The 25,438-nt window shown below is 69.0% G+C and carries 20 protein-coding genes; 6 read left to right on the top strand and 14 right to left on the bottom strand.

Annotated elements, in window-relative coordinates; genetic code table 11:
* Positions 1-292 precede the first annotated feature (292 nt).
* The 11 genes from EPA99_RS15325 to mdcA form a co-directional block, all read right to left on the bottom strand.
* Complete coding sequence (locus EPA99_RS15325; RefSeq protein WP_338325399.1) at positions 293-1,963, bottom strand: ABC1 kinase family protein; 1,671 nt, start codon at positions 1,961-1,963, stop codon at positions 293-295.
* A 158-nt stretch (positions 1,964-2,121) separates the two neighbouring features.
* Positions 2,122-2,988, bottom strand: coding sequence for an SDR family oxidoreductase (locus tag EPA99_RS15320; RefSeq protein WP_129472115.1), 867 nt, complete (start codon positions 2,986-2,988; stop codon positions 2,122-2,124).
* Positions 2,989-3,380: 392 nt separating this feature from the next.
* Entirely contained in the window at positions 3,381-4,103 is a 723-nt protein-coding gene (locus EPA99_RS15315; RefSeq protein WP_129472114.1) for a GntR family transcriptional regulator, read from the bottom strand.
* Between the two features lie 400 nt (positions 4,104-4,503).
* Complete coding sequence (locus tag EPA99_RS15310; RefSeq protein WP_129472113.1) at positions 4,504-5,853, bottom strand: SLC13 family permease; 1,350 nt, start codon at positions 5,851-5,853, stop codon at positions 4,504-4,506.
* Between the two features lie 156 nt (positions 5,854-6,009).
* The gene (gene mdcH / locus EPA99_RS15305) at positions 6,010-6,930 is read right to left on the bottom strand and encodes a malonate decarboxylase subunit epsilon (RefSeq protein ID WP_129472112.1); all 921 of its coding nucleotides are present in this window, start codon (positions 6,928-6,930) and stop codon (positions 6,010-6,012) included.
* Positions 6,927-7,808 carry a triphosphoribosyl-dephospho-CoA synthase MdcB gene (gene mdcB / locus EPA99_RS15300; protein ID WP_129472111.1) on the bottom strand — a complete coding sequence of 294 codons (882 nt, stop codon included), beginning with the start codon at positions 7,806-7,808 and terminating at the stop codon, positions 6,927-6,929. Before mdcB ends, mdcH begins: the two co-directional genes overlap by 4 nt.
* Positions 7,805-8,449 carry a malonate decarboxylase holo-[acyl-carrier-protein] synthase gene (gene mdcG, locus EPA99_RS15295; protein WP_129472110.1) on the bottom strand — a complete coding sequence of 215 codons (645 nt, stop codon included), beginning with the start codon at positions 8,447-8,449 and terminating at the stop codon, positions 7,805-7,807. The genes mdcB and mdcG overlap by 4 nt, the downstream gene beginning before the upstream one ends.
* 4 nt (positions 8,450-8,453) lie before the next feature.
* On the bottom strand, positions 8,454-9,158 hold the full coding sequence (gene mdcE, locus EPA99_RS15290) for a biotin-independent malonate decarboxylase subunit gamma (protein WP_129472109.1): 705 nt from the start codon (positions 9,156-9,158) through the stop codon (positions 8,454-8,456).
* A complete protein-coding gene (locus tag EPA99_RS15285; RefSeq protein ID WP_129472194.1) occupies positions 9,149-10,054 on the bottom strand; it encodes a biotin-independent malonate decarboxylase subunit beta in 906 nt (301 codons plus the stop codon). Before EPA99_RS15285 ends, mdcE begins: the two co-directional genes overlap by 10 nt.
* A gap of 8 nt (positions 10,055-10,062) precedes the next feature.
* The gene (mdcC, locus tag EPA99_RS15280; protein WP_129472108.1) at positions 10,063-10,383 is read right to left on the bottom strand and encodes a malonate decarboxylase acyl carrier protein; all 321 of its coding nucleotides are present in this window, start codon (positions 10,381-10,383) and stop codon (positions 10,063-10,065) included.
* A gap of 10 nt (positions 10,384-10,393) precedes the next feature.
* The gene (mdcA, locus tag EPA99_RS15275; RefSeq protein WP_241688416.1) at positions 10,394-12,034 is read right to left on the bottom strand and encodes a malonate decarboxylase subunit alpha; all 1,641 of its coding nucleotides are present in this window, start codon (positions 12,032-12,034) and stop codon (positions 10,394-10,396) included.
* Between the two features lie 573 nt (positions 12,035-12,607).
* Between mdcA and EPA99_RS15265 the strand changes: the two genes are divergently transcribed.
* Positions 12,608-14,014, top strand: coding sequence for a carboxylesterase/lipase family protein (locus tag EPA99_RS15265; RefSeq protein ID WP_129472105.1), 1,407 nt, complete (start codon positions 12,608-12,610; stop codon positions 14,012-14,014).
* Positions 14,015-14,464: 450 nt separating this feature from the next.
* On the opposite strand, the gene paoC is transcribed toward EPA99_RS15265, so the two are convergent.
* Genes paoC through paoA form a run of 3 tightly spaced genes read right to left on the bottom strand, consistent with a single transcriptional unit; the run spans position 14,465 to position 18,256 of the window.
* Positions 14,465-16,669: an aldehyde oxidoreductase molybdenum-binding subunit PaoC gene (gene paoC / locus EPA99_RS15260; RefSeq protein WP_129472104.1), complete on the bottom strand. Its 2,205-nt coding sequence runs from the start codon at positions 16,667-16,669 to the stop codon at positions 14,465-14,467.
* A gap of 1 nt (position 16,670) precedes the next feature.
* On the bottom strand, positions 16,671-17,621 hold the full coding sequence (locus EPA99_RS15255; RefSeq protein WP_129472103.1) for an FAD binding domain-containing protein: 951 nt from the start codon (positions 17,619-17,621) through the stop codon (positions 16,671-16,673).
* Complete coding sequence (gene paoA, locus EPA99_RS15250; RefSeq protein WP_164978674.1) at positions 17,618-18,256, bottom strand: aldehyde dehydrogenase iron-sulfur subunit PaoA; 639 nt, start codon at positions 18,254-18,256, stop codon at positions 17,618-17,620. Before paoA ends, EPA99_RS15255 begins: the two co-directional genes overlap by 4 nt.
* Before the next feature lie 615 nt (positions 18,257-18,871).
* On the opposite strand from paoA, the gene mqo reads away from it, so the two are divergent.
* From mqo to EPA99_RS15225, 5 genes are all read left to right on the top strand, one after another.
* Positions 18,872-20,620 (top strand): malate dehydrogenase (quinone), encoded by a 1,749-nt coding sequence (gene mqo / locus EPA99_RS15245; protein WP_129472102.1) that lies wholly within the window; start codon positions 18,872-18,874, stop codon positions 20,618-20,620.
* A gap of 441 nt (positions 20,621-21,061) precedes the next feature.
* Positions 21,062-21,781 (top strand): DUF3348 domain-containing protein, encoded by a 720-nt coding sequence (locus EPA99_RS15240; protein ID WP_129472101.1) that lies wholly within the window; start codon positions 21,062-21,064, stop codon positions 21,779-21,781.
* A gap of 7 nt (positions 21,782-21,788) precedes the next feature.
* Positions 21,789-24,071 (top strand): DUF802 domain-containing protein, encoded by a 2,283-nt coding sequence (locus tag EPA99_RS15235; protein WP_129472100.1) that lies wholly within the window; start codon positions 21,789-21,791, stop codon positions 24,069-24,071.
* Positions 24,068-24,715: an OmpA family protein gene (locus tag EPA99_RS15230; RefSeq protein WP_129472099.1), complete on the top strand. Its 648-nt coding sequence runs from the start codon at positions 24,068-24,070 to the stop codon at positions 24,713-24,715. Before EPA99_RS15235 ends, EPA99_RS15230 begins: the two co-directional genes overlap by 4 nt.
* Positions 24,705-25,436: a DUF2894 domain-containing protein gene (locus EPA99_RS15225; RefSeq protein ID WP_129472098.1), complete on the top strand. Its 732-nt coding sequence runs from the start codon at positions 24,705-24,707 to the stop codon at positions 25,434-25,436. Before EPA99_RS15230 ends, EPA99_RS15225 begins: the two co-directional genes overlap by 11 nt.
* Positions 25,437-25,438: the final 2 nt, after the last annotated feature.

Here is a 25,438-nt window from a genome sequence, read left to right as displayed (position 1 = left end):
GGCCTCTTCCAGGGTTTTTTAGCTGCGCTGTGGGATCGCCGATGGGCCGGAAGCCCGACTGGTTCTGCGAGGTGCCCATGCAGCGCAGCTGGTTGAGCTTTAGACCTTTGGGGCTTCGACTCTGTGGGACCCTTGGAGGCTGTGGGAGCCCTTGGACTCTGTGGGAGCGGCTTCAGCCGCGAAGAGGCTCTACCGGTAAAGCCTCTTCGCGGCTGAAGCCGCTCCCACAACAACCGCTCCTATCAGCTTGTTCCTCAACCCCTTGCAGAGACTGCTCAGCCAGCCGGGAATGTCAGCGCGACTTGACCCGGCGATCGCCCAGCAGCGCGCTGACCACGATGCCCGCCCCCAGCGCCACGCCCAGCAGGAACATCAGCAGCGCCACGGTGGGATAGCCGAACAGCGTGCTGCTGGTGGGAATGCGCATCATCATGGTCGAGGCCACGATCAGCGCCGCGGTCACCAGGCCAGCGGCGATGCGGTTGGCGATCTTCTGCAGGTTCTCCATCAGGTGCGATTCCTCCAGCCCGGTCACCTTGACCTGCAGCCGGTTGTCCGCCATCAGCGAGAGGATCTCGGACAGCTTGCGCGGCCCCTCGCGGGTGAGGGTCTGCAGCTCCATCAGCTCGGTGGCCAGGCTGGGCGAGGAGAAGGACTGCCGCAAGCGCGCGCGCATGACGTGCTGCAGATGGCCTTCGACCACCTGCTTGGCATCCAGCTCCGGGCTGAGGGTGCGGCACACCGTGTCCAGGTTGAGCAGGGTCTTGCCCAGCAGGCTCAGTTCCGGCGGGGTGCGCAGGCAGTTGGCCGTGGCGATGCGCACCAGCTCCAGCACCACACGGCCTTCGGACATGGTGGTGCGGTGCGCGGAATAGCGGCTGATCAGCTGCCCGACCTCGCGCAGGAAGCGCGGGGCGTCGTAGTCCTCCAGCCGCGTGCCCAGCGCGATCATCTCATCGGCCACCTGCTCACCGCGACCGTCCACCGCGGCGAACAGCAGCTTGAGCAGGCGCTCACGCTGCCGCGGCGGCACATTGGCCACCATGCCCAGATCGAAGATCGCCAGGCGCCCGTCCGGCGTCACCCGCAGGTTGCCCGGATGCGGGTCGGCGTGGATCTCGCCATGCACGAACATCTGGTCCAGGTAGCCGCGTAGCAACGCCGTGGCCAGCGGATCCATCGGCTCCTCGGTGCGGCGCAACCCCGAGACCTGGTCCACGCGCACGCCCTCGACCAGGTCCATGGTCAGCACCCGACGACGGGTCAGGTCCCAGACCGGGCGCGGTACCAGCAGCTCCGGGTATGGCGCCAGGTGCTCGCCGAAACGCTCGAGATTCTCGGCCTCGGCGATGTAGTCCAGCTCGGCCAGCAGCGCACGGCTGAACTCGTTGATCCAGTCCCCGAAGTGGACGCTGCGGCCGACCTTGGTCAGCCGGTCGGCGGCCATGGCGATGCCGCGCAGCATGCTCAGGTCCGAGGTCAGCCGCTGCGACACGCCGGGGCGCTGCACCTTGACCGCCACCGGCGTGCCATCGCGCAGTCGCGCCGCGTGCACCTGGGCGAAGGAAGCGCACCCCAGCGGGGTCTCCTCGAACGCGCTGAAGACCTTGCTGATGCGCACGCCCAGCTCCGACTCCAGCACCTCGCGGATCTGCTCGAACGGCACCGGCGTGGTGTTTTCCTGCATGCGCTCCAGCGCGCTGGCGTAAGCCGGCGGCACGATGTCCGGACGCGTGGACAGCATCTGCCCGAGCTTGACGAAGGTCGGGCCCAGCGCCTCCAGGTCGCGACTGAACTCGGCCGGGCTGCCTTCATCGCCGTTGCCGTGCTCCAGCGCCGGGTCCAGCGTCAGGCCCGAGAACACCCCCGAGTTCCGGTAGCGCAGCAGGAAGCGCAGGATCTGCGTGCGACGGGTGCTCTGTTCCATGCCCGCCGCTGCCGGAGCGGCCTCCTCACGCGCCATGTCGTTGCTCTGTTGAGACATGTGAGGAGTGTGTTGAGGCGGGGGTGAGGCGGCGGTGAAGCAGGAGGCAAGAAACGAGTGGAGAGGAACGAGAAACGAGAGAGAGCAAAAGCACGCAGGTCACACTCGTTCCTCGTTCCTCCACACTCGTTTCTGCCTCAAAGCACCGCCCCGCCCCCCGCGATCGTCACCAGCGCGCCCGAGGTGTAGCTGGACGTATCCGAGGCTAGCAGCACGTAGGTCGAGGCCAGTTCCACCGGCTGGCCGGGGCGGCCAAACGGGACCTGCTCTCCGAAGTGCTCTACCGATTCGGGGTCCATGCCCGCGGGGATAAAGGGGGTCCACACCGGGCCGGGCAGCACCGCGTTGACGCGAACCTGGCGGTCGGCCAGCAGGCCGGCCAGGCCGATCGTCATGTTGGCCACCGCGCCCTTGGTGGAGGCGTAGGGCAGGATGTTCGGGGTGGGCCGCTTGGAATTGATCGAGGCGGTGTTGATCACCGAGCTTCCCTTCGGCATGTGCGGCAATGCCAGTCGGATCAGGTTGAAGGGCGCGTGCACGTTGGTGGTGAAGGTCCGCTCCCATTCGTCCAGGGTGATCTCGTCGAAATCCTGGAAATACTTCTGGTAGGCAGCGTTGTTGACCAGCACGTCGATGCGCCCGAAGGTCTTGGCGGTTTTCTCGACCAGCGCCTGCGCATGCTGGCGGTCGCAGATGTCGCCAGGCAGCAGCAGGCATTGCGCGCCGGCATCGCGCACGTACTTGGCGATCCCCTGGGCGTCGTCCTCTTCCTCGGGCAGGTAGGCGATGGCCACGTCCGCGCCCTCGCGGGCATAGGCGATGGCCACAGCCGCACCGATGCCGCTGTCGCCGCCGGTCACCAGGGTCTTCTTGCCCTTGAGCAGGCCGTGCCCGACATAGCTGCGCTCACCGTGATCCGGACGCGGCTCGATCTCGCGGGTCTTGCCGGGGAAGGACTGCTGCTGGGGCTTGAATGGCGGACGCGGATAGGACGGCACTGGCATATGGAGGGCTCTCTGAGAGGGCGCTGCGGTGGGCAGCGGACACTTCCGAGCCTGCACCGCGGCGCGTCAAAACCCCAGCAAGCAAACGTCATGCAGACGTGAGGGCCGACGCAGGATCAGCGCGTGGCAGGAGAGCTTTCTCTCTTGTCAGCATGAGACCTGGACCACCTGTCATCGCCACACCCGAGCCGCGCTGGCGAATGCATGATTTGATGAGGGAGCGGCTTCAGCCGCGAAAGGCTTTGCCGGGAAAGCCCCATCGCGGCTGAAGCCGTTCCCACAACCGGAGTGAGCAGTGCGGTGATGCTGCTTCCGCTCACTCCTCACTCCTTACCGCTCACTCGTCACTCCTCGCTTCACCCACTCACTCTTCACCCCTCACCCCTCACCCCTCACCCCTCACCCCTAGCCCCAGGCAGCGGCGCCGGCACATTGAGCTTGCCGCCGGCGGCGACGTACTGCGCCAGTGCCTCGCCTTGGCTGAGCAGATGGCGGTTCATGGTGCGCTCGGCCTCGGCGCTGTCGCGGTTGCGGAAGCAGGCCATCAGCTCGCGGTGTTCGGTGAGCGACTTTTCCATGCGGCCTGGGGTCAGCAGCTGGCGGCCGCGGTGCATCTTGAGGATGCGGTGCAGGTCGTGAGTGACGCGGATCAGCCAGGGGTTGCCCGCATAGTCCTGTACGGTCTGGTGGATCAGATAGTTGTTCCGATAGAACTCAGCCATGTCGCCGGCCTCGGCGGCCACTTCCATCGCTGCGTGCAGCGCTTCCAGCCGCTCCAGGCCGGGCGCATCGATCTTGCGCACGGCTTCGAAGGCGCAGCGACCCTCCAGCATGGCCATCACCGGGAACAGCTCGTAGAGGTCTTCCAGCGTCAGGCGCGTCACCCGCGCCCCGCGCCCCGGCTCCATCTGCACCAGGCCTTCGGCTGCCAGCAGCTTGAGGCTCTCGCGCAGGGGGGTGCGGGAAATGCCGAGCTCCTCGGCCAGGGCCGGCTCGTCGATCCAGTCGCCCGGCGGCAACACGTAGTCGTAGATCTTCTGCCGCAGCGTGTCGGCCACCTCCTCGTACAGCGCGCCACGCTTGCGGCGCGGTGATGGCTCGGGCGCAAGGGTCATGGCGGAAGGGGGCCTCGAAGGCGGGAATGATGGATGAATTCTAACGCCTGCATGCAGCAGAACCGACGTCGCGACGCGCGCAGGGATGGGCCATCGAGCGGAGCGGACCGAACGGCGCGCTCAGTCCATCCGCGCGGTCCAGGCACACCGGGCGCGCGTTGCCATCGGCTCTGTTGCACAGTGCCGGGCCCCGCATCGGAAGCGCGTTGAACCAGCAGGCCACAAGAGGAAATCAAGTTCCCGCGCAGCATCCTGTGGGAGCGGCTTCAGCCGCGAAGGGCTTTCTCATTAAAGCCCTTCGCCGCAGATGGCCCGAGGCCACCTCAAGCCGCTCCCAAAACACCCCTCATCTGCCTTTACTCACTCCTCACTCCTCGCTTTGCCCCACTCACTCCTCGCCTCAGAGCCACCCAGGCACCACATACACCAGCCACGCCGCCAGCGGGCCCAATGCCACCACCAGCCCGCTGTAGACCAGGAAGCGGCGGAACAGCTTCTCGCGCTCGTCCTCGGCCGCCGACGCCACCACCAGCGCGCCGTTGGTGGAGAACGGGCTGACATCGACGATGGTGGAAGACACCGCCAGCGCGCAGATCACGCCGGCCGCGCCCAGCTGGCCTTGCATCAGGAACGGCACGGCCAGCGGAATGGTCGCCCCCAGCACCGCCGCCGAGGAGGCGAAGGCCGAGACGATGCCGCCGACGTAGCAGACCAGCAGGGCGCCCAGCAGCGGCCAGCCGATCTCCGACACGCCCACGCCGATGTAGTCCACCGCACCTGACTTCTGCAGCACCTCGATATAAGTCACCACACCGCTGATCAGCAACACGGTGGACCAGCTGATGCTCTCCACCGCGCCCTTTTGCGCGCTGGGCGAAAGCAGGGCCAGCACCACGGCCACGGTCATCGACACCAGGCCGACGTTGAGGTTGTAGATCAGCGCCGCCACGCCCAGGCCCAGCAGGCCCACCAGGGTGAAGATGCGGTCGCGGGTCAGGGCCACCGCTTCCAGCGCGACCGGGTTGGTCGACAAGGTGCCGCCGCCTGCGGCGACCATCGCGCCATGGCCCTCAATGGCGAACTTGCGGTGCGAGGACTGGTCCACCGCCACGAACTCCGCCTCGGCCAGCGAGGCGTGGCTGCGACGCAGCAGGGCAAGCCCGCCGAAGGCGCAGAAGCAGATCAGGCCCATGGCCAGGTTGAAGAACAGGCTGGTCAGGAACACCGACATCTCCGACACCTCCAGCCCGGCCTTCTCCACGACCTTGTTGGTGATGCCGCCATAGATGCTGATGGGCGAAAAGCCGCCGGCCTGCGCGCCATGGATCACCAGCAGGCCCATCATCAGCGGATTGATCCGGTACTGCTTGGCAAAGCGCAGCGCCACCGGGCCGATGATGGCCACCGCCGCCGGGCCGAGCGCACCGAAGGCCGTCAACAGCGCCGAGACGATGAACATCACCCACGGGATCGCGGCGATCTTGCCGCGCACGGCCTTGACCGCCCAGCTGATGAGCAGATCGATGGTGCCGTTCTTCTGCGCAATGGCGAACAGGTAGGTGATGCCCACCAGGGTCAGGAACAGGTCGCCGGGGAAGCCGCCCAGCACCGCCTTGGCATCCAGCCCCACCCACAGACCACCGATGATGAAGGCCAGGGCGAAGGCCACGGCCCCCATGTTGATCGGCAAGGCCGTGGCGACAATGAACATGACCACCAGACCGATGATCGTTGCGATTTGCGGACTCATGCACCCTCCCAAAGACGCGTGCTTCCGTACAGCTTGCGAGTGGCGACCCGCCACCCAGGGTAGTCAAACCTTGCTAGTCAAAACTGCGTGCCGCCATGCGCGCTCCTTGCGCGTGTGCTCCCTGTATGCCGTGGTTTTTGCCCGCCTGCGGCGCCCTCACCCCGCACGCGCCAGCGCCGTCGATACCCACTCGGCCACGCCATCCAAAGTCCTGAAGTCCTCCACCGAGCGCGCCTGACACGAGGGGTCGATCTCCCGCGCCATCTTCGACAGCGCCGCACCTGGGCCGAGTTCGAGAAAGACCCGCGCCCCGCGCTCGACCGCCTGCTGCATCACCTGCTGCCATTGCAGCGGCTGGGCGAGCTGTGCGGCAAGCGTGCGCGCCACTTCCGCACCGCTGGGCACCGGTTGCGCATCGATTCCCGCAAGCACGCGCAAGGCCGGGCGCTGCGGCGGCAGCGCCTGCAGCAGCTGGGCGAAAGATTGCGCTGCAGGCTTCAGCCAGTGGGTATGCGAGGGCACGGCGACCGGCAGCGTCACCACGCGGGCGCCCTGTGCTTCCAGTGCTTCGCGTAGGGCCCCGAGCGCCTGGCGCGCGCCACCGAGCACCACATGGTCCTCGGCATTGAAGATCGCAGGGACCACCGCATGCTGCGCGGCCAGCGCGACCACGGCCTGCGCAGGCAGTCCCACGACCGCCATCAGGCCCGCGTCGGCCGGGCTGCTGGCATCCATCAAGGCCGCCCGCTCGGCAGCGAGCCGAAGGCAATCCTCGGCGGAGAAGCTGCCGGCGATGGCGTGAGCCGCCAGCTCACCGACGCTGTAACCCAGTACCAGGGCCGGTGCGGGAATCGCATCCTTGAGCGCCAGCCAATGCGCAACCGTCGCCAGGCACACCAGTGGCTGGGCGATGGCGTTGTCGAAGCGCCGCGCATCGCCGGCCAGGGCCAGGACGTCCTCGTCCAGCAGCGCGCTACCGTGGCGCATCAGGGCGCTGGCGGCCGGCACCTGTTCCAGGCGCGCGAACATGCCGGGGTGCTGCCCTCCCTGGCCTGGGCACAGCAGGGCCAGCGTCACAGCGCCTCCTGCTGCGAAAGAAACCAGGCGCAGGCCAGCAGGTCGGCACTGCCGCCCGGACTGAGGCGACGCGCCACGAACTGGCTGCCGATGGCCTGCAGCTGCGTGCGCCAGTCCGCTTGCCTGACGCTGCCGCGCTGCAGGAAGGCCTGGGCGCTGCGCTTGGCCAGGACCAGACCCGACGCGCCGCCGCGATGGAGCAGGTTGAGATCGTCCACCACCGCGATCAAGGTCATCAGCGTGTGCACCAGCGCCGCCTCGCGCTCCAGGCCCCAGGCCCGCCCCTGCGCAAGCGCGGGCAGCGCGACCAGGCGCAGCAGCGGATAACCGGCCGCGGCCTGCTCGCGCACGCCGGCGATGCGATGGGCGCGCATGGCGCGCTGGCCGTGGCTGTGCGCATCCACCGGCGCGGCGCGCAGGGCCTCGGCCCAATGCGTCACACCCTGGCAGACGGCCTCGGCACTCGGCATGGTCTGTCCCTGCCGCCGGCACCGCGCGGCGCTGGCCACCAGCAGGCCGAGGCTGAAGATTGCCCCGCGGTGGGTATTGATGCCACCGGTCGCACGCTGCATCGCCGACTCCGCGGACAGCCCGAGGCTGCGCAGGGTGTCGAAACCGGCGTCGGCCAGGCCCGCCCGCGCGATCGCATGGAAATAGCCGCGCAGCGCGAACAGGCTGCGATGAAACGTGCTGGCATCCATGTCGTCATGGCTGCCCGCATCGAAAGGGGTCACCAGCCCGGGCTTGGGCGCGCACACCAGCTCGGCATGCAGGCTGGCCACGGCCAGGCGGCCCAGGCGCGCGGCGGCGTCGGCCCGGCTTGCGCGCGCGGTTGGCGCGGCGATGGGTGCATGGGCGATGGCGGGCTGAGGCTTCATGCGGCCTGCCTCGATCCAACCCACAAGGCCTGGCGCGCCACCAGCGTGCATTGGCCATGCGCCTTGACCAGCACCTTGTCCGCAGCGCCGGCGTACTCGCGCCAGCTAAAGGCGCGGCCGTCGGGCAGCACGCACTCGCCGTCGGCGCGGCGTCCATGACGCGCTTCCCACCGCCGGAGCTGCTGGACGATGGCCTGCGCCTGCGAGGGCGCCGTCACCTGCCACAGCAGGTCCAGGTCGGAGGCCGCATGGACGTAGGGCAGCCCCGTGATCGCCTGCCAGGCAAAGCCACCGAACACACCCGGCCTCTGCCCGAGCGTGCATGAAACCTCGCGCAGGTCATCGAGCGCGACGGCCCAGTCCGCGGGCGCGGCGGCACGGACCTGATCCAGCGTCGGTGGCGCGCTGGCGCGCCGGATCGCCGCCTGGCTTGCCACCAGCGCCAGGCGCTGCTTGCCCTCGCCCGGCGGCAGCGGCACGCCCAGCCGCAATACGTCCTGCGCGTCGTGCTCCTGCCGGCGCGCCACCACTGCTGGATGGCCGGCGGCGAACCACGCCGCCAGGCGCGCGTGGGCACCCGGCGTCAGCGCCTGCCACGCCGCCTGCGGCTGCAACCAGACCAGCGTGTGGCGGGCGTCCATGCGTTCAGGCCTCGCCCGCTTCCACGGCCGCGGCGACATCGCGCGCCCGGGTGCGGCCGCCGCGTTCGGCGCCGCGCGCGCGGCGTTGATCGCCTGCGACCGGCGCCTGCAGCGCCTCCACCAGGGCACCGGCCAGATCGCCTTCCCAGACCGATTCCACCGCGCCCATGGCCACATAGTTCTGCACGCCTGGCGCGAACACCGGCGAGCTCTTGCTGAGCGCCTGCAGCTTCTCCAGCGGCTGCTTGGTCACCCGCGCCATCGCGCGCAGGTCCATCACCCGCACCTGCGCCTCGGGCAGGGCGTGGATGCTGTCGGCCATCAGGCCGAAGGACAGGAAACCACCACTGACCGATTCGCCATAGACCAGCGACACCAGCCTGGCGCCGCGGCGCCGGGCCAGGTCCAGCGCCTTGGCCAGGTGCGCGAAGTACCCGTTGATGCCCAGCAGCTCATCGCGACGCGACAGGCGCTGGCCGGCGGTATCCACCAGCATCACGATCGGCCGCTGCGGATCGGCCTTGGTGCTGGCGATGACCGTGGCCGCCAGCGCCAGCGCATGATCCACGCCGACCTCCAGCTTGTTGGCCGTGCCGATGACGGTCACCTCGCCGGCGGAGGTGCTGGCCGTGCCGCTGAGCACGTCATCGCGCACGTCGATGCGATGGCCTTGCGGGAACAGCTGATCCAGGAGTGCGTTCAGAACCATGTGATCCTCCGCGTTTGCGTCGCGGCCAGGAAGGCGTCGGTCTCCAGCAGCGGCAGGCGTTGCGCCTCATCGATGCCCAGCCGCTCCCAGACCTGCAGGCCGTCGCGGCAATCGCCGAAGGCGGCGATGCGCGCGGCCAGGCGCGCGTGCTCGCCTTCCAATGCCTGCAGCTGCTGGTCTTCCGATGTCGGCGCGCGCAACTGGTCCAGGACCTGGGTCGTAGCGGCGACGAAGGCCTCCATGCGATCGGGCACCAGCTGCGCCGCTTCGCCCAGCAGGTAGCGATGCTTGCCACCGGTCACGCGCCACACCAGGGCGCGGTCGCGCGCGTCGAACTCTTCCACTCCGCGCACGGTCTCGATCACCTCCGGACCGGACAGCGACAGCCGCCCTTCCTCTGACATCAGCACTGCGCTGCAGCAGCGCGCCACGATGCCCATGCCACCGAAGGCGCCATTGCCGCTGCCGATCAGCGCCAGCACCGGCACGCCCGCCGCGCGCGTGGCCAGGGTGGCGCGCATGATCTCGGAGATCGCGATCAGGCCAGCGTTGGCTTCGTGCAGGCGCACGCCACCGGTGTCCAGCAACAGCAGTACCGCCGCGGGTCGGGTGCGCTGGGCGCGTTCCAGCAGGCCGACCAGCTTGGCGCCATGCACCTCGCCGACACCGCCGCCCATGAACTGCCCTTGCTGGGCGGCGATCAGTACCGAGCGGCCCTGCAGCAGGCCTTCGCCGACCACGATGCCGTCATCGAACGCGCCGGGCTGGTCCAGCTGCGCCAGGTGCGGGCTGGTCATGCGCCGACGCGGGCCCAGGAATTCGTTGAAGGAACCGGCATCCAGCACGCCGGCCACGCGTTCGCGCGCATCGGCCTCGTAGAAGCTGTGCGCCTGCATCGTCTGGCTCATGCCGCACCGCCTTCCAGCAGCGTTTCCACCGCCTGGTCCAGCCGCAGGCTGACCACCGCAGGCGTGGCGCCGACATCGTTGATGCTGATGCGCACGTCCCGCAGCGGGTGGCGGGCGGCGAAGTCGTCCAGCACCGCCTGCCAGATCGCGCCGAAGCCGCGCGCGGCGGTGACGATTTCGATCTCCATCGCCCCGTCCAGCGCGGCCGGCTCGATCAGCACTTCCAGGTTGCCAGAGGCGACCACGCCGACCAGCACATGGTCGAGCGTCCCCTTGGGGGCGGTGCGGCCGTCGAAGCGATACTTGAGGGTTTCCATCGTTATCCCCTTACCAATTGCGGAAGCGCTTGGGCGGGTCGTACAGACCGCCCGACCAGCGCACCAGGTCCTTGACCGTGCGCGCGGCCAGCAGGTCGCGCGTGGCCTCGCGGCGCTTGATGCCCAGGTCTTCCGGGCGCTTGATCACGCCGCGGTCGCGCAGGTTCTCCACCATGGCCTTGTCCCGGCCAAGCCCGACGGCCGTGTAGCCGGCCACGCCACGGATGGCCTGCTCGCGCTCCTCGGCGCTGTGGCACAGCAGCAGGTTGGCGATGCCTTCCTCGGTCAGCACGTGGCTGACGTCATCGCCGTAGATCATCACCGGCGGCAGCGGCATGTCGGCGCGCTCGGCCAAGTCCCAGGCATCGAGCCGGTCCACGAAGGCCGGCGCCATGTGTTCGCGGAAGGTCTCCACCATCTGCACCACCAGCTTGCGTCCGCGCGGCATCTGGCCCGGGCGCGCCGCCTCACGGCCGGCCTTGAGCCAGGCCGGACTGGCGTGGCGTCGGCCGCGCGCGTCCGAGCCCATGTTGGGCGCCCCGCCGAAGCCGGCGATGCGGTCGCGGGTGGCCGTGGAGCTGTTGCCGGCCAGGTCGATCTGCAGGGTGGAGCCGATAAACATGTCGCAGGCATACAGGCCGGCGGTCTGCGAGAAGGCGCGGTTGGAGCGCATCGAACCGTCGGCACCGGTGAAGAACACATCGGCGCGCGCGGCGATGTAGTCCTCCATGCCCAGCTCCGAGCCGAAGGAATGCACGGACTCGACGAAGCCCGATTCGATCGCCGGGATCAGCGCCGGATGCGGGTTCAAGGCCCAGTGCCGGCAGATCTTGCCCTTCAGTCCCAGGGACTCGGCGTAGGTCGGCAGCAACAGCTCGATCGCCGCGGTGTCGAAGCCGATGCCATGGTTGAGGCGCTCCACCCCGTATTCGGCGTAGATGCCCTTGATGGCCATCATCGCCATCAGCACCTGCACCTCGGAGATCTGCGCCGGGTCGCGGGTGAACAGCGGCTCGATGTAATTGGGCTTGGGCGCGTGGGTGACGAAGTTGACCCAGTCGGCAGGGATGTCGACGCGCGGCAGGCGGTCCACGATTTCGTTGACCTGAGCGATGACGATGCCGCCCTTGAACGCGGTGGCCTCCACGATGGCCGGGGTGTCCTCGGTGTTCGGTCCGGTGTAGAGGTTGCCCTGGCGGTCGGCCGCGTGCGCTGCCACCAGCGCCACGCGCGGCGTCAGATCGATGAAGTAGCGGCCGAACAGCTCCAGGTAGGTGTGGATGGCGCCGATCTCGATGCGCTTGTCGGCCACCAACTGCGCCAGCCGCGCGCCCTGCGGGCCGGAAAAGGAGAAGTCCAGGCGCTTGGCGATGCCGTTCTCGAACACATCAAGATGCGAGGGCAGCGACAGCACCGATTGCACCATGTGCAGGTCGTGGACCTTGGCCGGATCGACCTGGGTCAGGCACTGGGCCAGGAAATCGGCCTGCTTCTGGTTGTTGCCTTCCAGGCAGACCCGATCTCCGGGCGCGATGACACGCTCCAGCAGCGCCACCACGTCCTTGGACGCCACCAGCCGGCCCCTGGCCAGGCTGCCGGCCGCCTGCAGGCGCCGCTGCCGCTCCTCGTTCAATCGGGTCCACTCGGTCACGGGCCACCCATTCATTACGCCATAATTATGATGGAATCATATCCCCGCACCTGCCGCATCTAGCAATGCAACATTGGTGGTAGCGGACACGCGGACTGTGCGGTGCTTGGACGCGGCCCCGGGTCGTGGAGGCAGGCATCGGATGCTTTCGAGGCGTGTGGACCGGCGGACTGAGCGGCATCACGGATAACGCGCCATCGCGGCAGTGGGGAGGAAAGTGCACAGACCTGTGGGAGCGGCGTCAGCAGCGAATAAGCTTTCCCGGTAGAGCCCTTCGCGGCCGAAGCCGCTCCCGCAGGAGGCTCAAGCTCTGCAGGGATTGGGGATTGGGGATTGGGGATTGGGGATTGGGGATTGGGGATTGGTGGTTTGTGGTTTGTGGTTTGTGGTTTGTGGTTTGTGGTTTGTGGCGCAAGCGGCTCGAGGCTCGCGAGGCTAGCTCCAGCCGCCATCACGGTTCGCGGCATCGGCGCCTGGATGCACGACCAAAGCATGAGTGGCCGAGGTTGCGCCTGGGCGCGGCCGGCCGCCACCATGCGACCCCGGCTTGCGCCCCTCCGTGAGATGCCCGACATGTCATTCTCCCCGCTTCGCTCCTTGATCGCGGCCACCTTCGCGCTGTGCCCCCTGGCGGGATGGGCGGCCTCGGCTCCTATGGCCAAGGTCGAGACCGGTCAGCTGCAGGGCAGCAGCGCGCAGGGCGTCAACGCCTTCAAGGGCATTCCCTTCGCCGCCCCGCCAGTCGGTGAACTGCGCTGGCGCGCGCCGCAGCCGGCTGCCGCCTGGACCGGCGTGCGCCAGGCCACCGCCTACGCCAACGACTGCATGCAGAAGCCCTTCCCCAGCGATGCCGCGCCGCTGGGCACCACCCCGGCCGAGGACTGCCTCTACGCCAATGTGTGGACGCCGGCCAAGGCCTCGGCCAAGCCGTTGCCGGTGATGGTGTGGATCTATGGCGGCGGCTTCGTCAACGGTGGTGCCTCGCCGCCGACCTATGCCGGCGCCGCGTTGGCCAAGGCCGGCATCGTGGTGGTGAGCTTCAACTACCGCCTCGGGCGCTTCGGCTTCTTCGCCCACCCGCAGCTGAGCGCGCGCAACGAGGACGACGGGCTGCTGGCCAACTACGGCTTGATGGACCAGATCGCGGCGCTGCGCTGGGTGCAGCGCAATGTCGGCGCCTTCGGCGGCGATGCCAGGCAGGTGACCATCATCGGCGAGAGCGCCGGGGGCATGTCGGTGCACAACCTGCTGACCTCGCCGATGAGCCAGGGCCTGTTCCAGCGCGCGGTGATCCAGTCCGGCGGCGATGGCAATGCCCCTACCGAGCATGTCGCGGCCGCCGAACAGGTCGGTGTGGCCTTCGCGCAAGGCAAGGGCATCGACAGCGCCTCACCGCAGGCCATCGCGCAGCTTCGTGCCTTGCCGGCGGAGCAGGTGGTGGATGGTCTCAACCTCAGCTCGATGTTCGCGCCCACGCCGGGGCCGAAGACCTACAGCGGGCCGGTGATCGACGGCAAGGTCGCGGTGGGCGGCGCGGCCTATGCCAGCGGCAAATTCCAGCAAGTGCCGGTGATGGTCGGCGCCACCAGCGATGACATCGGCGGCCGCGATGGCTTCATGGTGGCCGGCGCGCGCATGGCCGCCAGCATCTTCGCCGATGCGGGGGTGCCGACCTGGTATTACCGCTTCTCCTATGTCGCCGCCTCGACGCGCACGCCCGAGACCAAGGGCGCCGGGCACGCCTCGGAGATCCCGTTCTTCTTCGATACGGTGCGCGAGAAGTACGCCGATGCGGCCACGCCGCAGGACGTGCAGGCCGGAAAGCTGGCCAGCGCCTACCTGGTGAACTTCGTCAAGCACGGCGACCCCAATGGCCAGGGGCTGACGCGCTGGCCGCGCTATGCCTCGGACACCATGCAGATGCTGGACCTGGACGCGCAAGCCAAGGCCAAGGCCGCCCGCGACCCCTGGGCGCCATAACAACAAACGTAGGGTGGATGGCGCTTCTCCATCCAACATCGCGGCAATGCGGACCCCATGGACATCGCGGCATGGCGACCTTCGCCACAACGGATGCCTTGGCGGACAAGCTTCACGTTGTCCACCCTACGCGCTCGACGCCGTAGGGTGGATGGCGCTTTCCCATCCACCATCGCGGCAATGCGGACCCCATGGATATAGCGGCATGGCGACCGTCGCCACAGCGGATGCCTTGGTGGACAAGCTTCGCGTTGTCCACCCTACGCGCTCGACGCCGTGCGGTGGATGGCGCCTTTCCATCCAGCACCGCGGCACTGCGGACCCCATGGCATCGCGCCATGGCGACCTTCGCCGCAACGGACGCCTTGGTGGACAAGCTTCGCGTTGTCCACCCTACGGGTACTCGCAGGATGGATGACGCTTCGGTATCCCGCTGCGAGGCCCGCCCCTTCAAACGAACGGATCGGGCATCTTCGGCAGCAGCTTGTCCAGGGTGATGGGGTAATCGCGCACGCGCACGCCGGTGGCGTTGTAGATCGCGTTGGCCACCGCGGCGCCGACGCCGCAGATGCCCAGCTCGCCCACGCCCTTGGCCTTCATCGGCGACACCGCCGCATCGGCCTCGTCCAGGAAGATCACCTCCTGGTGCGGGATATCCGCGTGCACCGGCACCTCGTAGCCCGCCAGGTCGTGGTTGACGAAGAAGCCCAGGCGCTTGTCCACCACCAGCTCTTCCATCAGCGCCGCGCCCGCGCCCATGGCCATCGCGCCGATTACCTGGCTGCGCGCGGACTTGGGGTTGAGGATGCGCCCGGCCGCGCACACGGCCAGCATGCGGCGGATGCGGACCTCGGCGGTGGCGGCATCCACCGCGACCTCGACGAAATGCGCACCGAAGGTGGACTGCTGCTGGCGCTTGGCCAGGTCGCCGTACTCCATCGTGTCCTCGGCGGTGATGGCGCCATCGCTGGCCGCGCTGGCCAAGGCCTTGCGCTGCTTGCCCACGCTCACCTGGCCATCGGCGAAGGCGGCCGTCGCCGGATCCAGCCCCAGCTTGGCCGCCACCGCCTCGCGCAGCTTCACGCAGGCCGCGTACACCCCGGCAGTGGCGCTGTTGGCGCCCCACTGGCCGCCCGAGCCGGCCGAGACCGGAAAGGCCGAATCGCCCAACCGCACCTCGACCTTGTCCAGCGTCACCCCCATCATCTCGGCGGCGGTCTGCGCGATGATCGTGTAGCTGCCGGTGCCGATGTCGGTCATGTCCGTTTCCACGGTGACGCGGCCATCTGTCTCCAGGCGCACGCGCGCGCCGGACTTCATGTTGAGATTGCCGCGATAGGCCGCGGCCATGCCCATGCCCACCAGCCAGCGACCGTCGCGACGGCTGGCCGGCTTGGCCGGGCGCTTGTCCCAGCCGAACCTGGCCGCGCCTTCTTCCAGGCACTTGATCAGCTGGCGCTGCGAGAACGGCCGCTCGGGCTTGGCCGGATCGACCTGCGTATCGTTGAGCACGCGCAGCTTGACCGGATCCATCTTGAGCTTCTCGGCCAGCTCATCCATGGCGATTTCCAGCACCATCAGCCCCGGCGCCTCGCCGGGCGCACGCATGGCGTTGCCCTCAGGCAGATCGAGCACGGCCAGGCGCATGGCGGTCATGCGGTTGGCGCCGGCGTACAGCAGCTGGGTCTGCGCCACCGCCGTTTCAGGGCTGCCGCCAGGCAGGTCGCCAGACCAGCTCTCATGGCCGATCGCGGTGATCTTGCCCTCGGCGGTCGCGCCGATGCGCACGCGCTGGATGGTGGCGGGGCGATGGGTGGTGTTGTTGAACATCAGTGGACGCGTCAGCGTCACCTTGACCGGGCGCTTGACCTCGCGCGCAGCCAACGCGGCCATGATGGCGTCGGTGCGCACGAAGAGCTTGCCGCCGAAGCCGCCGCCGATGTACGGCGAGACCAGTCGCACATTCTCCTTCGGGATCTGCAGGGTGGCGGCAACATCGCCCACGCCCCAGGCAATCATCTGGTTGGAGGTCCACACGGTGAGCTTGTCGCCTTCCCACTGCGCGATGGATGCATGCGGCTCCATCATCGCGTGGGCGTGGTCCGGGGTGGTGTAGGTGGCATCCAGCTGCACCGGCGCGGCGGCGAAGGCGCCGGCGAAATCGCCCACGGACTGGTCGGCGTTGTCCTTGCCCTCGGGCATCTTGGCGCCCGCCTTCGCGCTGGACAGCTCATAGGCGCCCTGCTCGCGCGCGTAGTCCACCTTGACCAGTTGCGCGGCGGCGCGTGCCTGCTCGAAGGTCTCGGCCACCACCACGGCGATGGCCTGGTGGTAGTGCTCGATCTGCGGACCGGCCAGCAGGTGGGCAGTGTTCATCTTGCCCTTGCCCAGCTTGCCGGCGTTCTGCGCGGTGACGATGCCCAGCACGCCGGGCGCGGACTTGGCCGCGGCCAGATCCATCGAGCGGATGCGGCCCTTGGCGATGCCTGCGCCGATGACGTAGCCATAGACCTGGCCTGGCGCCACCTCGTGATGTTCGTAGGCATAGGGCGCCCGGCCCGAAGTCTTGAGCGGGCCATCGATGCGGTCGTGCGGCTTGCCCACGACCTTGAGCTGGTCGATGGGATTGGTCGTGGCGGGGGTGTCGAATTTCATGTCAGCTCCTCGCTTCGGCCAGGATGCTGGCCAGCGCGCGCTCGGCCAGGGTCACCTTGAAGGCGTTGTGTTCGGTCGGCTTGGCATCGGCCAGCAAGGTGCCGATGACCGCCTTGGCGCCGCTGCCCAGCTGGGCCTCGGCCTTGGCCTCGCGCCAGGGCTTGTACGCCACCCCGCCCAGGGCCACGCGCCCGCTGCCGTCGCGCTGCACCACCGCCGCCACCGAGACCAGGGCAAAGGCATAGGAGGCGCGGTCGCGGACCTTGCGGTAGACCTGCGTGCCGCCGATGGGCTTGGGCAGGGTCACCGAGGTGATGACCTCGCCGCGCTCCAGGGTGGTTTCCACGTGCGGCGTGGTGCCCGGGGCCTTGTACAGCAGTTCCAGCGGGATGCTGCGGGTACGGCCATCGGCCTTGACGGTGTCCACCGTCGCATCCAGTGCGCGCATGGCCACGGCCATGTCGCTGGGGTGGGTGGCGATGCACGATTCGCTGGCACCGACCACGGCCAGTTGCTTGCTGAAGCCGTGCAAGGCTGCGCAGCCGCTGCCCGGCAGGCGTTTGTTGCAGGCCTGGTTGGTGTCGTAGAAGTACGGGCAGCGCGTGCGCTGCAGCAGGTTGCCGGCGGTGGTGGCCTTGTTGCGCAGCTGGCCCGAGGCGCCCGCCAGCAGCGCGCGCGAGAGCAGCGGGTAGTCCTTGCGCACGGCCTTGTCGGCGGCCAGGTCGGTGTTGCGCACCAGCGCCCCGATGCGCAGCCCGCCCTCGTCCGTTTTCTCGATCCTGTCCAGCTCCAGCCCGTTGACGTCGACCAAGTGGGTGGGCGTCTCGATCTGCAGCTTCATCAGGTCCAGCAGGTTGGTGCCACCGGCGATGAGCTTGGCGTTGGGGTTGCGGGCGATGATCGCGGCCGCGGCCGTGGGCGAGCTGGCGCGCTCGTAGGTGAAGGCTTTCATGCGCGCTCCCCCGCCACTTCGGTGATGGCCTCGACGATGTTGGAGTAGGCGCCGCAGCGACAGATATTGCCGCTCATGCGCTCGCGCACCTCGTCGGCGGAAAACCTGTCGGCCTTGTCCAGGTCGGCGGTGACATGACTGGGGATGCCCTGCTTGATCTCCTCCAGCACCGCCACGGCCGAGCAGATCTGCCCGGGGGTGCAGTAACCGCACTGGTAGCCGTCGTGCTTGACGAAGGCCGCCTGCATGGGGTGCAGCTTGTCCGGCGTGCCCAGGCCCTCGATGGTGGTGACCTTGGCGCCCTGGTGCATCACCGCCAGCGACAGGCAGGTATTGATGCGGCGACCGTCGACGATCGCCGTGCAGGCGCCGCACTGGCCATGGTCGCAGCCCTTCTTGGTGCCGGTGAGCTTGAGGTGCTCGCGCAGGGCATCCAGCAGGGTCGTGCGGTTGTCCAGCTGCAAGGTCACCGGCTTGCCGTTGACCTCCATGGTCACGCTGCTGGTGCTGCCCGCCGGCTCGCCGGTGGCGCGGGATTGGGCGGCGGCCTTGACCGCCTGCGGGCTGGCCACGGTGGCGGCCGAGGCCGCGCCGGTGATCAGCAGGTTGCGGCGGGTGAGCTTGAGGTCTTGCATGGCGGGCATCTCTCCAATGCTGGCTGTGCGGTGTGCGCGGCGGTTGGCGCCGCGATGAGCCGGTGCATCTGGCCACACGGGAGCTTCGTTCCGCATGACGATGGGCGTGCGCCAAGGGTAATGGCCCTGGCTGTGCACAACCGATGCAGAGGCGCTCAGCGCGTGCGTGACGGGCATCTATGTAAGCGCGCGCCGCATGACGGAAGCGTCAGTTTTCACGCGGACTTCCCACCGTACGCCGAGTCGCGCGCGGTGCCCGGCGCTGTGCAGGCAGGCGGGATGCGATATCCGGCATAGGCTCCATGAAAAATCACAGCTAATACCAACGGGCTAGGCCCGAAGTCCGCCCACCTACACTGGACGGCGCTGGAAGAGCCGGCATGGCGTGCTGTCCCGGGTGTCACACCCCGCAAGTGCGCCGGCCCGCCGGTTGGCTGCCGGGCGTTGGCAACACATGGCCGTGCGATCGGCTGCTCCCGGCCATGGCCGCCCCGCGGCGATGGCGGCGCATGTCAGCGGCCGGATGCCCTCTTCTTCGACCTGCGTGCTGAACCCTGGCGGTGTCCGCCCCGGGCGTGATGCGTGCAGCCCATGCCTCCAACGCATCCGGATCCCATGAAAAAGAAACTCCTGAAAGGACTGGGCGGCCTTGTGGTCGTGTTCGCCATCGCGGCGGTCGCGTTCCTGTTCTGGCCCGTGTCCAACGCCGACTCGCCCGCCCCCGAGAACGACGAACCGGTCGACGCGGTGTTCATCGGCGGCGGCATCATGAGCGTCACCCTCGCCACCTACCTGCAGGAGCTGGAGCCGAACTGGAACATGCGCCTGTACGAGCGCATGGACGGGGTGGCGCTGGAAAGCTCCAACGGCTGGAACAACGCCGGTACGGGCCATTCCGGCTATGCCGAACTGAACTACACCCCGGAGCTGCCCGACGGCACGGTGGAGACCAAACGCGCGGTCGGCATCGTCGAGCAGTTCGAGATCTCGCGCCAGTTCTGGGCCCATGAAGTGGCCGCCGGCCGCCTGGGCCAGCCCAAGGAGTTCATCAACCCCACCCCGCACATGAGCTTCGTGTGGGGCGATGAAAACATCGAGTACCTGCGCAAGCGCCACGCGGCGATGATCAAGAACCCGATGTTCTACGGCATGCAGTTCTCCACCGACAACGCGCAGATCGCCAAGTGGGCGCCGTTGATGATGAAGGGCCGCGATCCGAACCAGAAGGTGGCCGCCACCTACATGCCGCTGGGCACGGACGTGAACTTCGGGGTCATCACCAACCAGCTGACCGCCTCGCTGCAGCGCAACCCCCACTTCCAGCTGCAGCTCAGCCATGAAGTGCGCGGCCTGAACCAGAACCCGGACAAGACCTGGAACGTCACCGTGCACGACCTGAAGTCCGGCAAGGACAGCACGGTCAAGACCCGCTTCGTGTTCATCGGCGCCGGTGGCGCGGCGCTGAAGCTGCTGCAGATGTCGGGCATTCCCGAGTCGAAGAACTACGCTGGCTTCCCGGTCGGTGGCCAGTTCCTGGCCTTCGAGGGCGCGGACATCGCCAACGCGCACGTGGTCAAGGCCTACGGCAAGGCCGAGGCCGGCTCGCCGCCGATGTCCGTGCCGCACCTGGACGCGCGCAAGCTGGACGGCAAGCCGGTGGTGCTGTTCGGGCCGTTCGCCCTGCAGAGCACCAAGTTCCTCAAGGAAGGCTCGGCCTGGGACCTGTTCTCCTCGGTCAACCACAACAACGTCGCCGGCATGATGGGCGTGGGCGCGGAGAACCTGGACCTGGTCAAGTACCTGGTGCAGCAGGCGCAGCTGACCGATGCCGACCGACAGGCCGAGCTGGTCAAGTACTTCCCCACCGCCAAGCGCGAGGACTGGAAGCTGGTCACCGCCGGCCAGCGCGTGCAGGTCATCAAGCGCGACCCCAAGACCGGCGAGACCACCCTGCAGTTCGGCACGGAGATCGTCAGCGACGCCGATGGCACCATCGCCGCGCTGCTGGGCGCCTCGCCGGGCGCCTCGACCTCGCCGCCGATCATGCTCAAGGTGCTGGCCAAGGCCTTCCCCAAGCAGATGGCCGCCGGCTGGGAAACGCGCCTGAAGGAGATCATTCCCTCCTATGGCCAGGACATCAACGCCAGCCCGGCCATGACCAACAAGATCCGTCGCCAGACCAGCCAGGCCCTGCAGCTGCCGTACCTGGAAGTGCCGGCCGACCTGGACCCCAACGCGGCCCAGGACGTGGAGATCAGCCCGGAATCGCCGGTCGCCCCGGCCGTGCCGGTGGCCCCGGTGGAGTCCGAAGCCAAGTCCAAGCTGGAGTCCCCCAACGCCAACAACGAGATGCAGGCGCTGTAATCCACGCCTGACGCCAAGCTGCTGGATCGGCGAACGCCTCCCTCGCGGGAGGCGTTCTGCTTTCTGCCGTGGCGTCGTGGTTTCGCTGAACGGGCGATCTGAATGAGCAGGGTTCATCGGGCGTCCGGAGGCTTCCATGCACCGCTGAGCCCTGCCAAGCCGACCGCTGGTCACACTGACGCGCGGATTCCAGGCGCCGCGGATGAGCGCCCCGGAAGCCTCTGCCGGAGCGGCTTTGCCTTCTTGTGGGAGGCTTTAGCCGCAAAGAAGCTTTCCCGATAAAGCCCTCCGCGGCTGATGGCCTGAGGCCACCTAGCCGCTCCCACGGGCATGTGAAAGTGGCCCGCATGTGCCGCATGCCTGGTTCTTCGGAGGTGCCCTCCGGGCACCAGCCGCCCCGGTTCGCCCCGCGTGTAAAATGACGGTCTTTTGACCACCTTGATGGCCCGTGCCTCCCAGCGCGGCCCCGTTCCCGGGCCCGCGTTCATCCGCCAGCTCGCCCGCCTGACCGACGCGCAGATCCCGCAGCCCACCGCGGCGCTGTCCGATCGCCTGGGCCAGTGGGTCGACTGGAACCGTGCCCTGGTGCTGTCCAAGGCGCTGGACGGCGCCCTGCCGCCGCCCGACACCAGCGCACCGCCTTTCGATGAGGCGGCCGAGCAGGAGTGCGCGCGTGTGCGCGCAGCCCTGGTGGAGAGCATCGTGCAGGACCCGCTGCCGGCCCAGCCCAAGCCGCGCGAGCAGGAGGCATCCAGCCCCCCGGACTACGCCCCGTTCCGCCAGCGCTACCAGAGCCTGCAGCGCGCGATGCTCAGCAGCACCGGCCGCCTGCGCGGCCGCCTGCGCGACATGCTGGCCCAGCAATCGCAGGACAAGGCCCGGCTGGCCGAAGTGGACGCGGTGATGGAGATGACGCTCAGCCCGCGCGAGCAAGCGCTGCTGGCGCGCGTGCCCGACCTGCTGGGCGAGCATTTCCAGCGCCTGCGCCCGGCGGTGGCCGAAACGCGCGATCCCGACGGCCCGCCAGAGACCGGCGCCGAGCCGGCCAGCCAGGCCTGGCTCCTCACCTTCCATGCGGACATGCGCCAGACCCTGCTGGGCGAGCTCGAAGTCCGTTTCCACCCCATCGACGCGCTGCTTGCAGCGCTGCGCACGTCCTAAGCGATCCATGTCCAACAAACTGCTCCATACCGCCATCTTCCTCGTCGGCCTGCTGGCCGTGTGCTGGGTCGGCATCGGCTACCTCGGCAGCAACCCGCTGGGTGCGGCCGTCGTCCTGGTGATCGGCGCCAGCTACATCGCCGGTTGCCTCGAGCTGTACCGCTATCGCCAGGCCACCGCCACGCTGGACCTGGCCTTGCCGGATGCGCCTGCGGCGCAAGGCGACCTGCAGCCCTGGCTGGCGCGCCTGCATCCAAGCCTGCGCCAGGCTGTGCGCCTGCGCGTGGAAGGCGAGCGCGTGGCCTTGCCCGCGCCGGCGCTGACCCCCTATCTGGTTGGCCTGCTGGTGCTGCTGGGCATGCTGGGCACCCTGCTGGGCATGATGGCCACCCTGCGCGGCACCGGGCTGGCGCTGGAAAGCGCGGCGGACCTGTCGGCCATGCGCGGCGCGCTGGCCGCGCCGGTCAAGGGCCTGGCCTTTGCGTTCGGCACCTCGATCGTCGGCGTGGCCTGCTCGGCCATGCTCGGCCTGCTGGCCTCGCTGTGCCGCCGCGAACGTGCCCAGGTCGTGCAGCGCCTGGATGCCGAGGCCGCCGGCAGCCTGCGCCGCTATTCGCAGGCGCACCAGCGCGAGGAAGCCTTCGCCCTGATCAAGCGGCAGACCGAGGTGATGCCGGCCCTGGTCGAACAGCTGCAGGCCATGACCGCCGCGCTGGAACGCCAGCACCTGGCCAACAACGAGGCGCTGCTGTCACGCCAGGACGCGTTCCACCAGCGCAGCGAGGCGGCCTATGCGCAGCTGGGCGGGTCGCTGGAACGCGCGCTCAAGGCCGGCGTCGGCGAAAGCGCACAGGCGGTCAACGCCGCCCTGCAGCCGGTGGTCGCCAGCACTCTGTCCGGGCTGGCCGAGCACGCCCGCGCCCTGCAGGACACCCTGGGCCAGGGCGTCAGGCAGCACCTGCAGGCCAGCGCGGACCAGCTGGAGGGCGCGGCCCGGCAGGCCGCCCAGGCCTGGCAGGCCGCGGCCGAGATCCAGCGCCAGGACCATCAGGTCATGCTCGAGCGCTTCGATGGCGCACTGTCTCAGGTCACCCAGGCCTTCGAGCAGCGCACCACCCAGCTGCTGGATACCAATGCCGCGCAGCTGCAGGCGGCCACCGGCCAGCTCACCGGCGCCACCGCGGCCATCGCCGAGGCCTGGCGCCAGGCCACCACCGAGCAGCAGGCGCACAACCAGCGCACCGCCCAGGACCTGGGCCAGACCCTGGCGCAGTTCAGCGATCGCTTCGAGCAGCGCGCCACCGAGCTGCTGGAGCAGAGCCTGGCACGCATGGACCAGAGCACCGACAAGGTCGCCGCCGCCTGGGACAGCGCGCTGGCGCAGCAGGCGGCCGCGCACGAGGCGCTGGCCGCCCGCAACGCCCAGGCGTTGGAGCAGGCCGCCGCCACGGTCCAGCAGCATGCCGCCGGCCTGGTCCGCGCGGTGGACCAGTCGCATGCCGAGCTGCAGGCCACGCTGGCCGCGCAGGATGCGCAGCGCCTGTCGGCCTGGGCCGAGACCCTGGACAGCACCGGCCAGCGCCTGGTGCAGCAATGGGAGCGCAGCGGTGAGGACACCGCCACGCGCCAGCAGCAGATCTGCGATGCGCTGGAGCACACCGCGCGCGATATCGCCGCGCAGGGCCAGGCCCACGCCGGCCAGACCATCGCCGAGATCTCGCGCCTGGTGCAGGCCGCCTCCGAGGCGCCACGCGCGGCGGCCGAGGTGATCGCCGAGCTGCGGCAGAAGCTGTCCGACAGCATGGTGCGCGACACCGCGCTGCTGGAAGAACGCACGCAGCTGCTGGGCACCCTGGAGACCCTGCTGGGCGCGGTCAATCACGCCTCCACCGAGCAGCGCGGCGCCATCGATGCGCTGGTGTCCACCTCGGCCGAGCTGCTCGAACGCGTCGGCGGCCGCTTCACCGACCACGTGCAGGCGCAGACCGGCAAGCTGGGAGAGGTGGCCGAGCAGGTCACCGTGGGCGCGGTGGAAGTGGCCAGCCTGGGCGATGCCCTGGGCGCGGCCGTGCAGCAGTTCGGCGAAACCAGCCAGGCCCTGCTGACCCGCCTGGAGAGCGTGGAAAACGTGCTGGACAAGTCGCTGACGCGCAGCGATGAGCAACTGGCCTACTACGTGGCGCAGGCCAAGGAAGTCATCGACCTGAGCATGCTGGCGCAGCGCCAGATCATCGAGGACCTGCAGCAGGTCGGCGCGCGCCAGGACAAGGCCGGGGCGCAGCCGGCATGAGTGTCGAGCTGGACGACGAGGCCGGCACCTCCGCGCCGGTGTGGGCGGTGTTCGGCGACCTGATGTCGGTGCTGCTGGGCGCCTTCGTGCTGATCCTGGTCGGGGTGATCGCCGTGCAGCTGCAGCTGTCCCAGCAGCTGGACGAAGCGGTGCGGCAGCGCCAGGCCGAGCAGCAGCAGCGCAAGACCCTGGAGCAGGCCCTGGCCGGCCCCCTGGCCGCCGGGCGCGTCACCCTGGTCGATGGCCGCATCGGCATCCGCGGCAACCTGCTGTTCGCGCTGAACTCCGCGCAGCTGCAGCCGGAAGGTCGCGAGGTGCTCAAGACCCTGGCCGGGCCGCTGGTGGAATACCTCAAGGCCCGCAACGAGATCCTGATGGTCAGCGGCTTCACCGACGACCGCCAGGTCAGCGGCAGCAACCGCCAGTTCACCGACAACTGGCAGCTATCCTCCGAACGCGCCCTGACGGTCACGCGCGCGCTGATGGCCGAAGGTGTGCCGGCGCAGTCGGTGTTCGCCGCCGCCTTCGGCGCGCAGCAGCCGGTGGCGGCCAACACCGACGAGGAAGGCCGCGCCAAAAACCGTCGCGTGGAGATCGCGCCGATCCCCCGGCCCAAGCAGCGCGCGGCCGGCGATGGCCGCTGATCGCGCCCGCACCGCGCAGCAGATCGATGTGCTTGCGCAGGCGCAGACCCAGCTGGACGCCTGGCGCCAGGCCGGGGCGGATCGCCATGCGCCCACCCGCTTTGCCTTCCTGTCGGCGCTGACCGCGCGCACGGGCCGGTTGACCGGCAACGCGCGCAAGACGCTGGAGACCAGGCTGACGGCGCTGCTGGAGGAATACGCGGCCCTGCTGTCCGAGGCCAGCGCCAAGGCGCCAAAGGCCGGCAAGCGTGTGCCCCGGCAACCGGCGCAACGCCCGCTGCTGGCGCTGGTCGAGCAGCTCGGCCGCCAGGCGCAGGGACTGCAGGCGCCGGTCGTCGCCGCATCGTCCGCGGCCGTGGAGGCTCCCCCGGCCCCCGCCGAGATGCCGGCGCTGGAAGCGTTCCGCGGCATCTGGAACAGCGTGCGCAGCGAGCGGCAGGTGCGCAGGACACTGGAGCAGGCGCCGGTCGGCGCCGGCCCGCTTAACTCCACCGCGCTCGCGCATCGGGCCATCACCTTGATGCAGGCCTGCTCGCCGGGCTATCTGCAGCACTTCCTGGCCCACGTGGACACGTTGTCCTGGCTGGAGCAGATGCAGCTGGGCGGCGTGCTGGCCACGACCGCCACCGGCAGCGCGGGCGCCGCGCCGGCGAAGAAGCCCGCGCGCAAGGCCACGCGCAGCAGGCGCAAGGCCGCCGACACCGAGCCGGGCGAAAGCTGAGG

Source organism: Pseudoxanthomonas composti, assembly GCF_004122095.1.
GTDB lineage: Bacteria > Pseudomonadota > Gammaproteobacteria > Xanthomonadales > Xanthomonadaceae > Pseudoxanthomonas_A > Pseudoxanthomonas_A composti.
The sequence above is the reverse complement of the archived record's forward strand: the minus strand, read 5'-3'. Positions and strand labels throughout refer to the sequence as shown.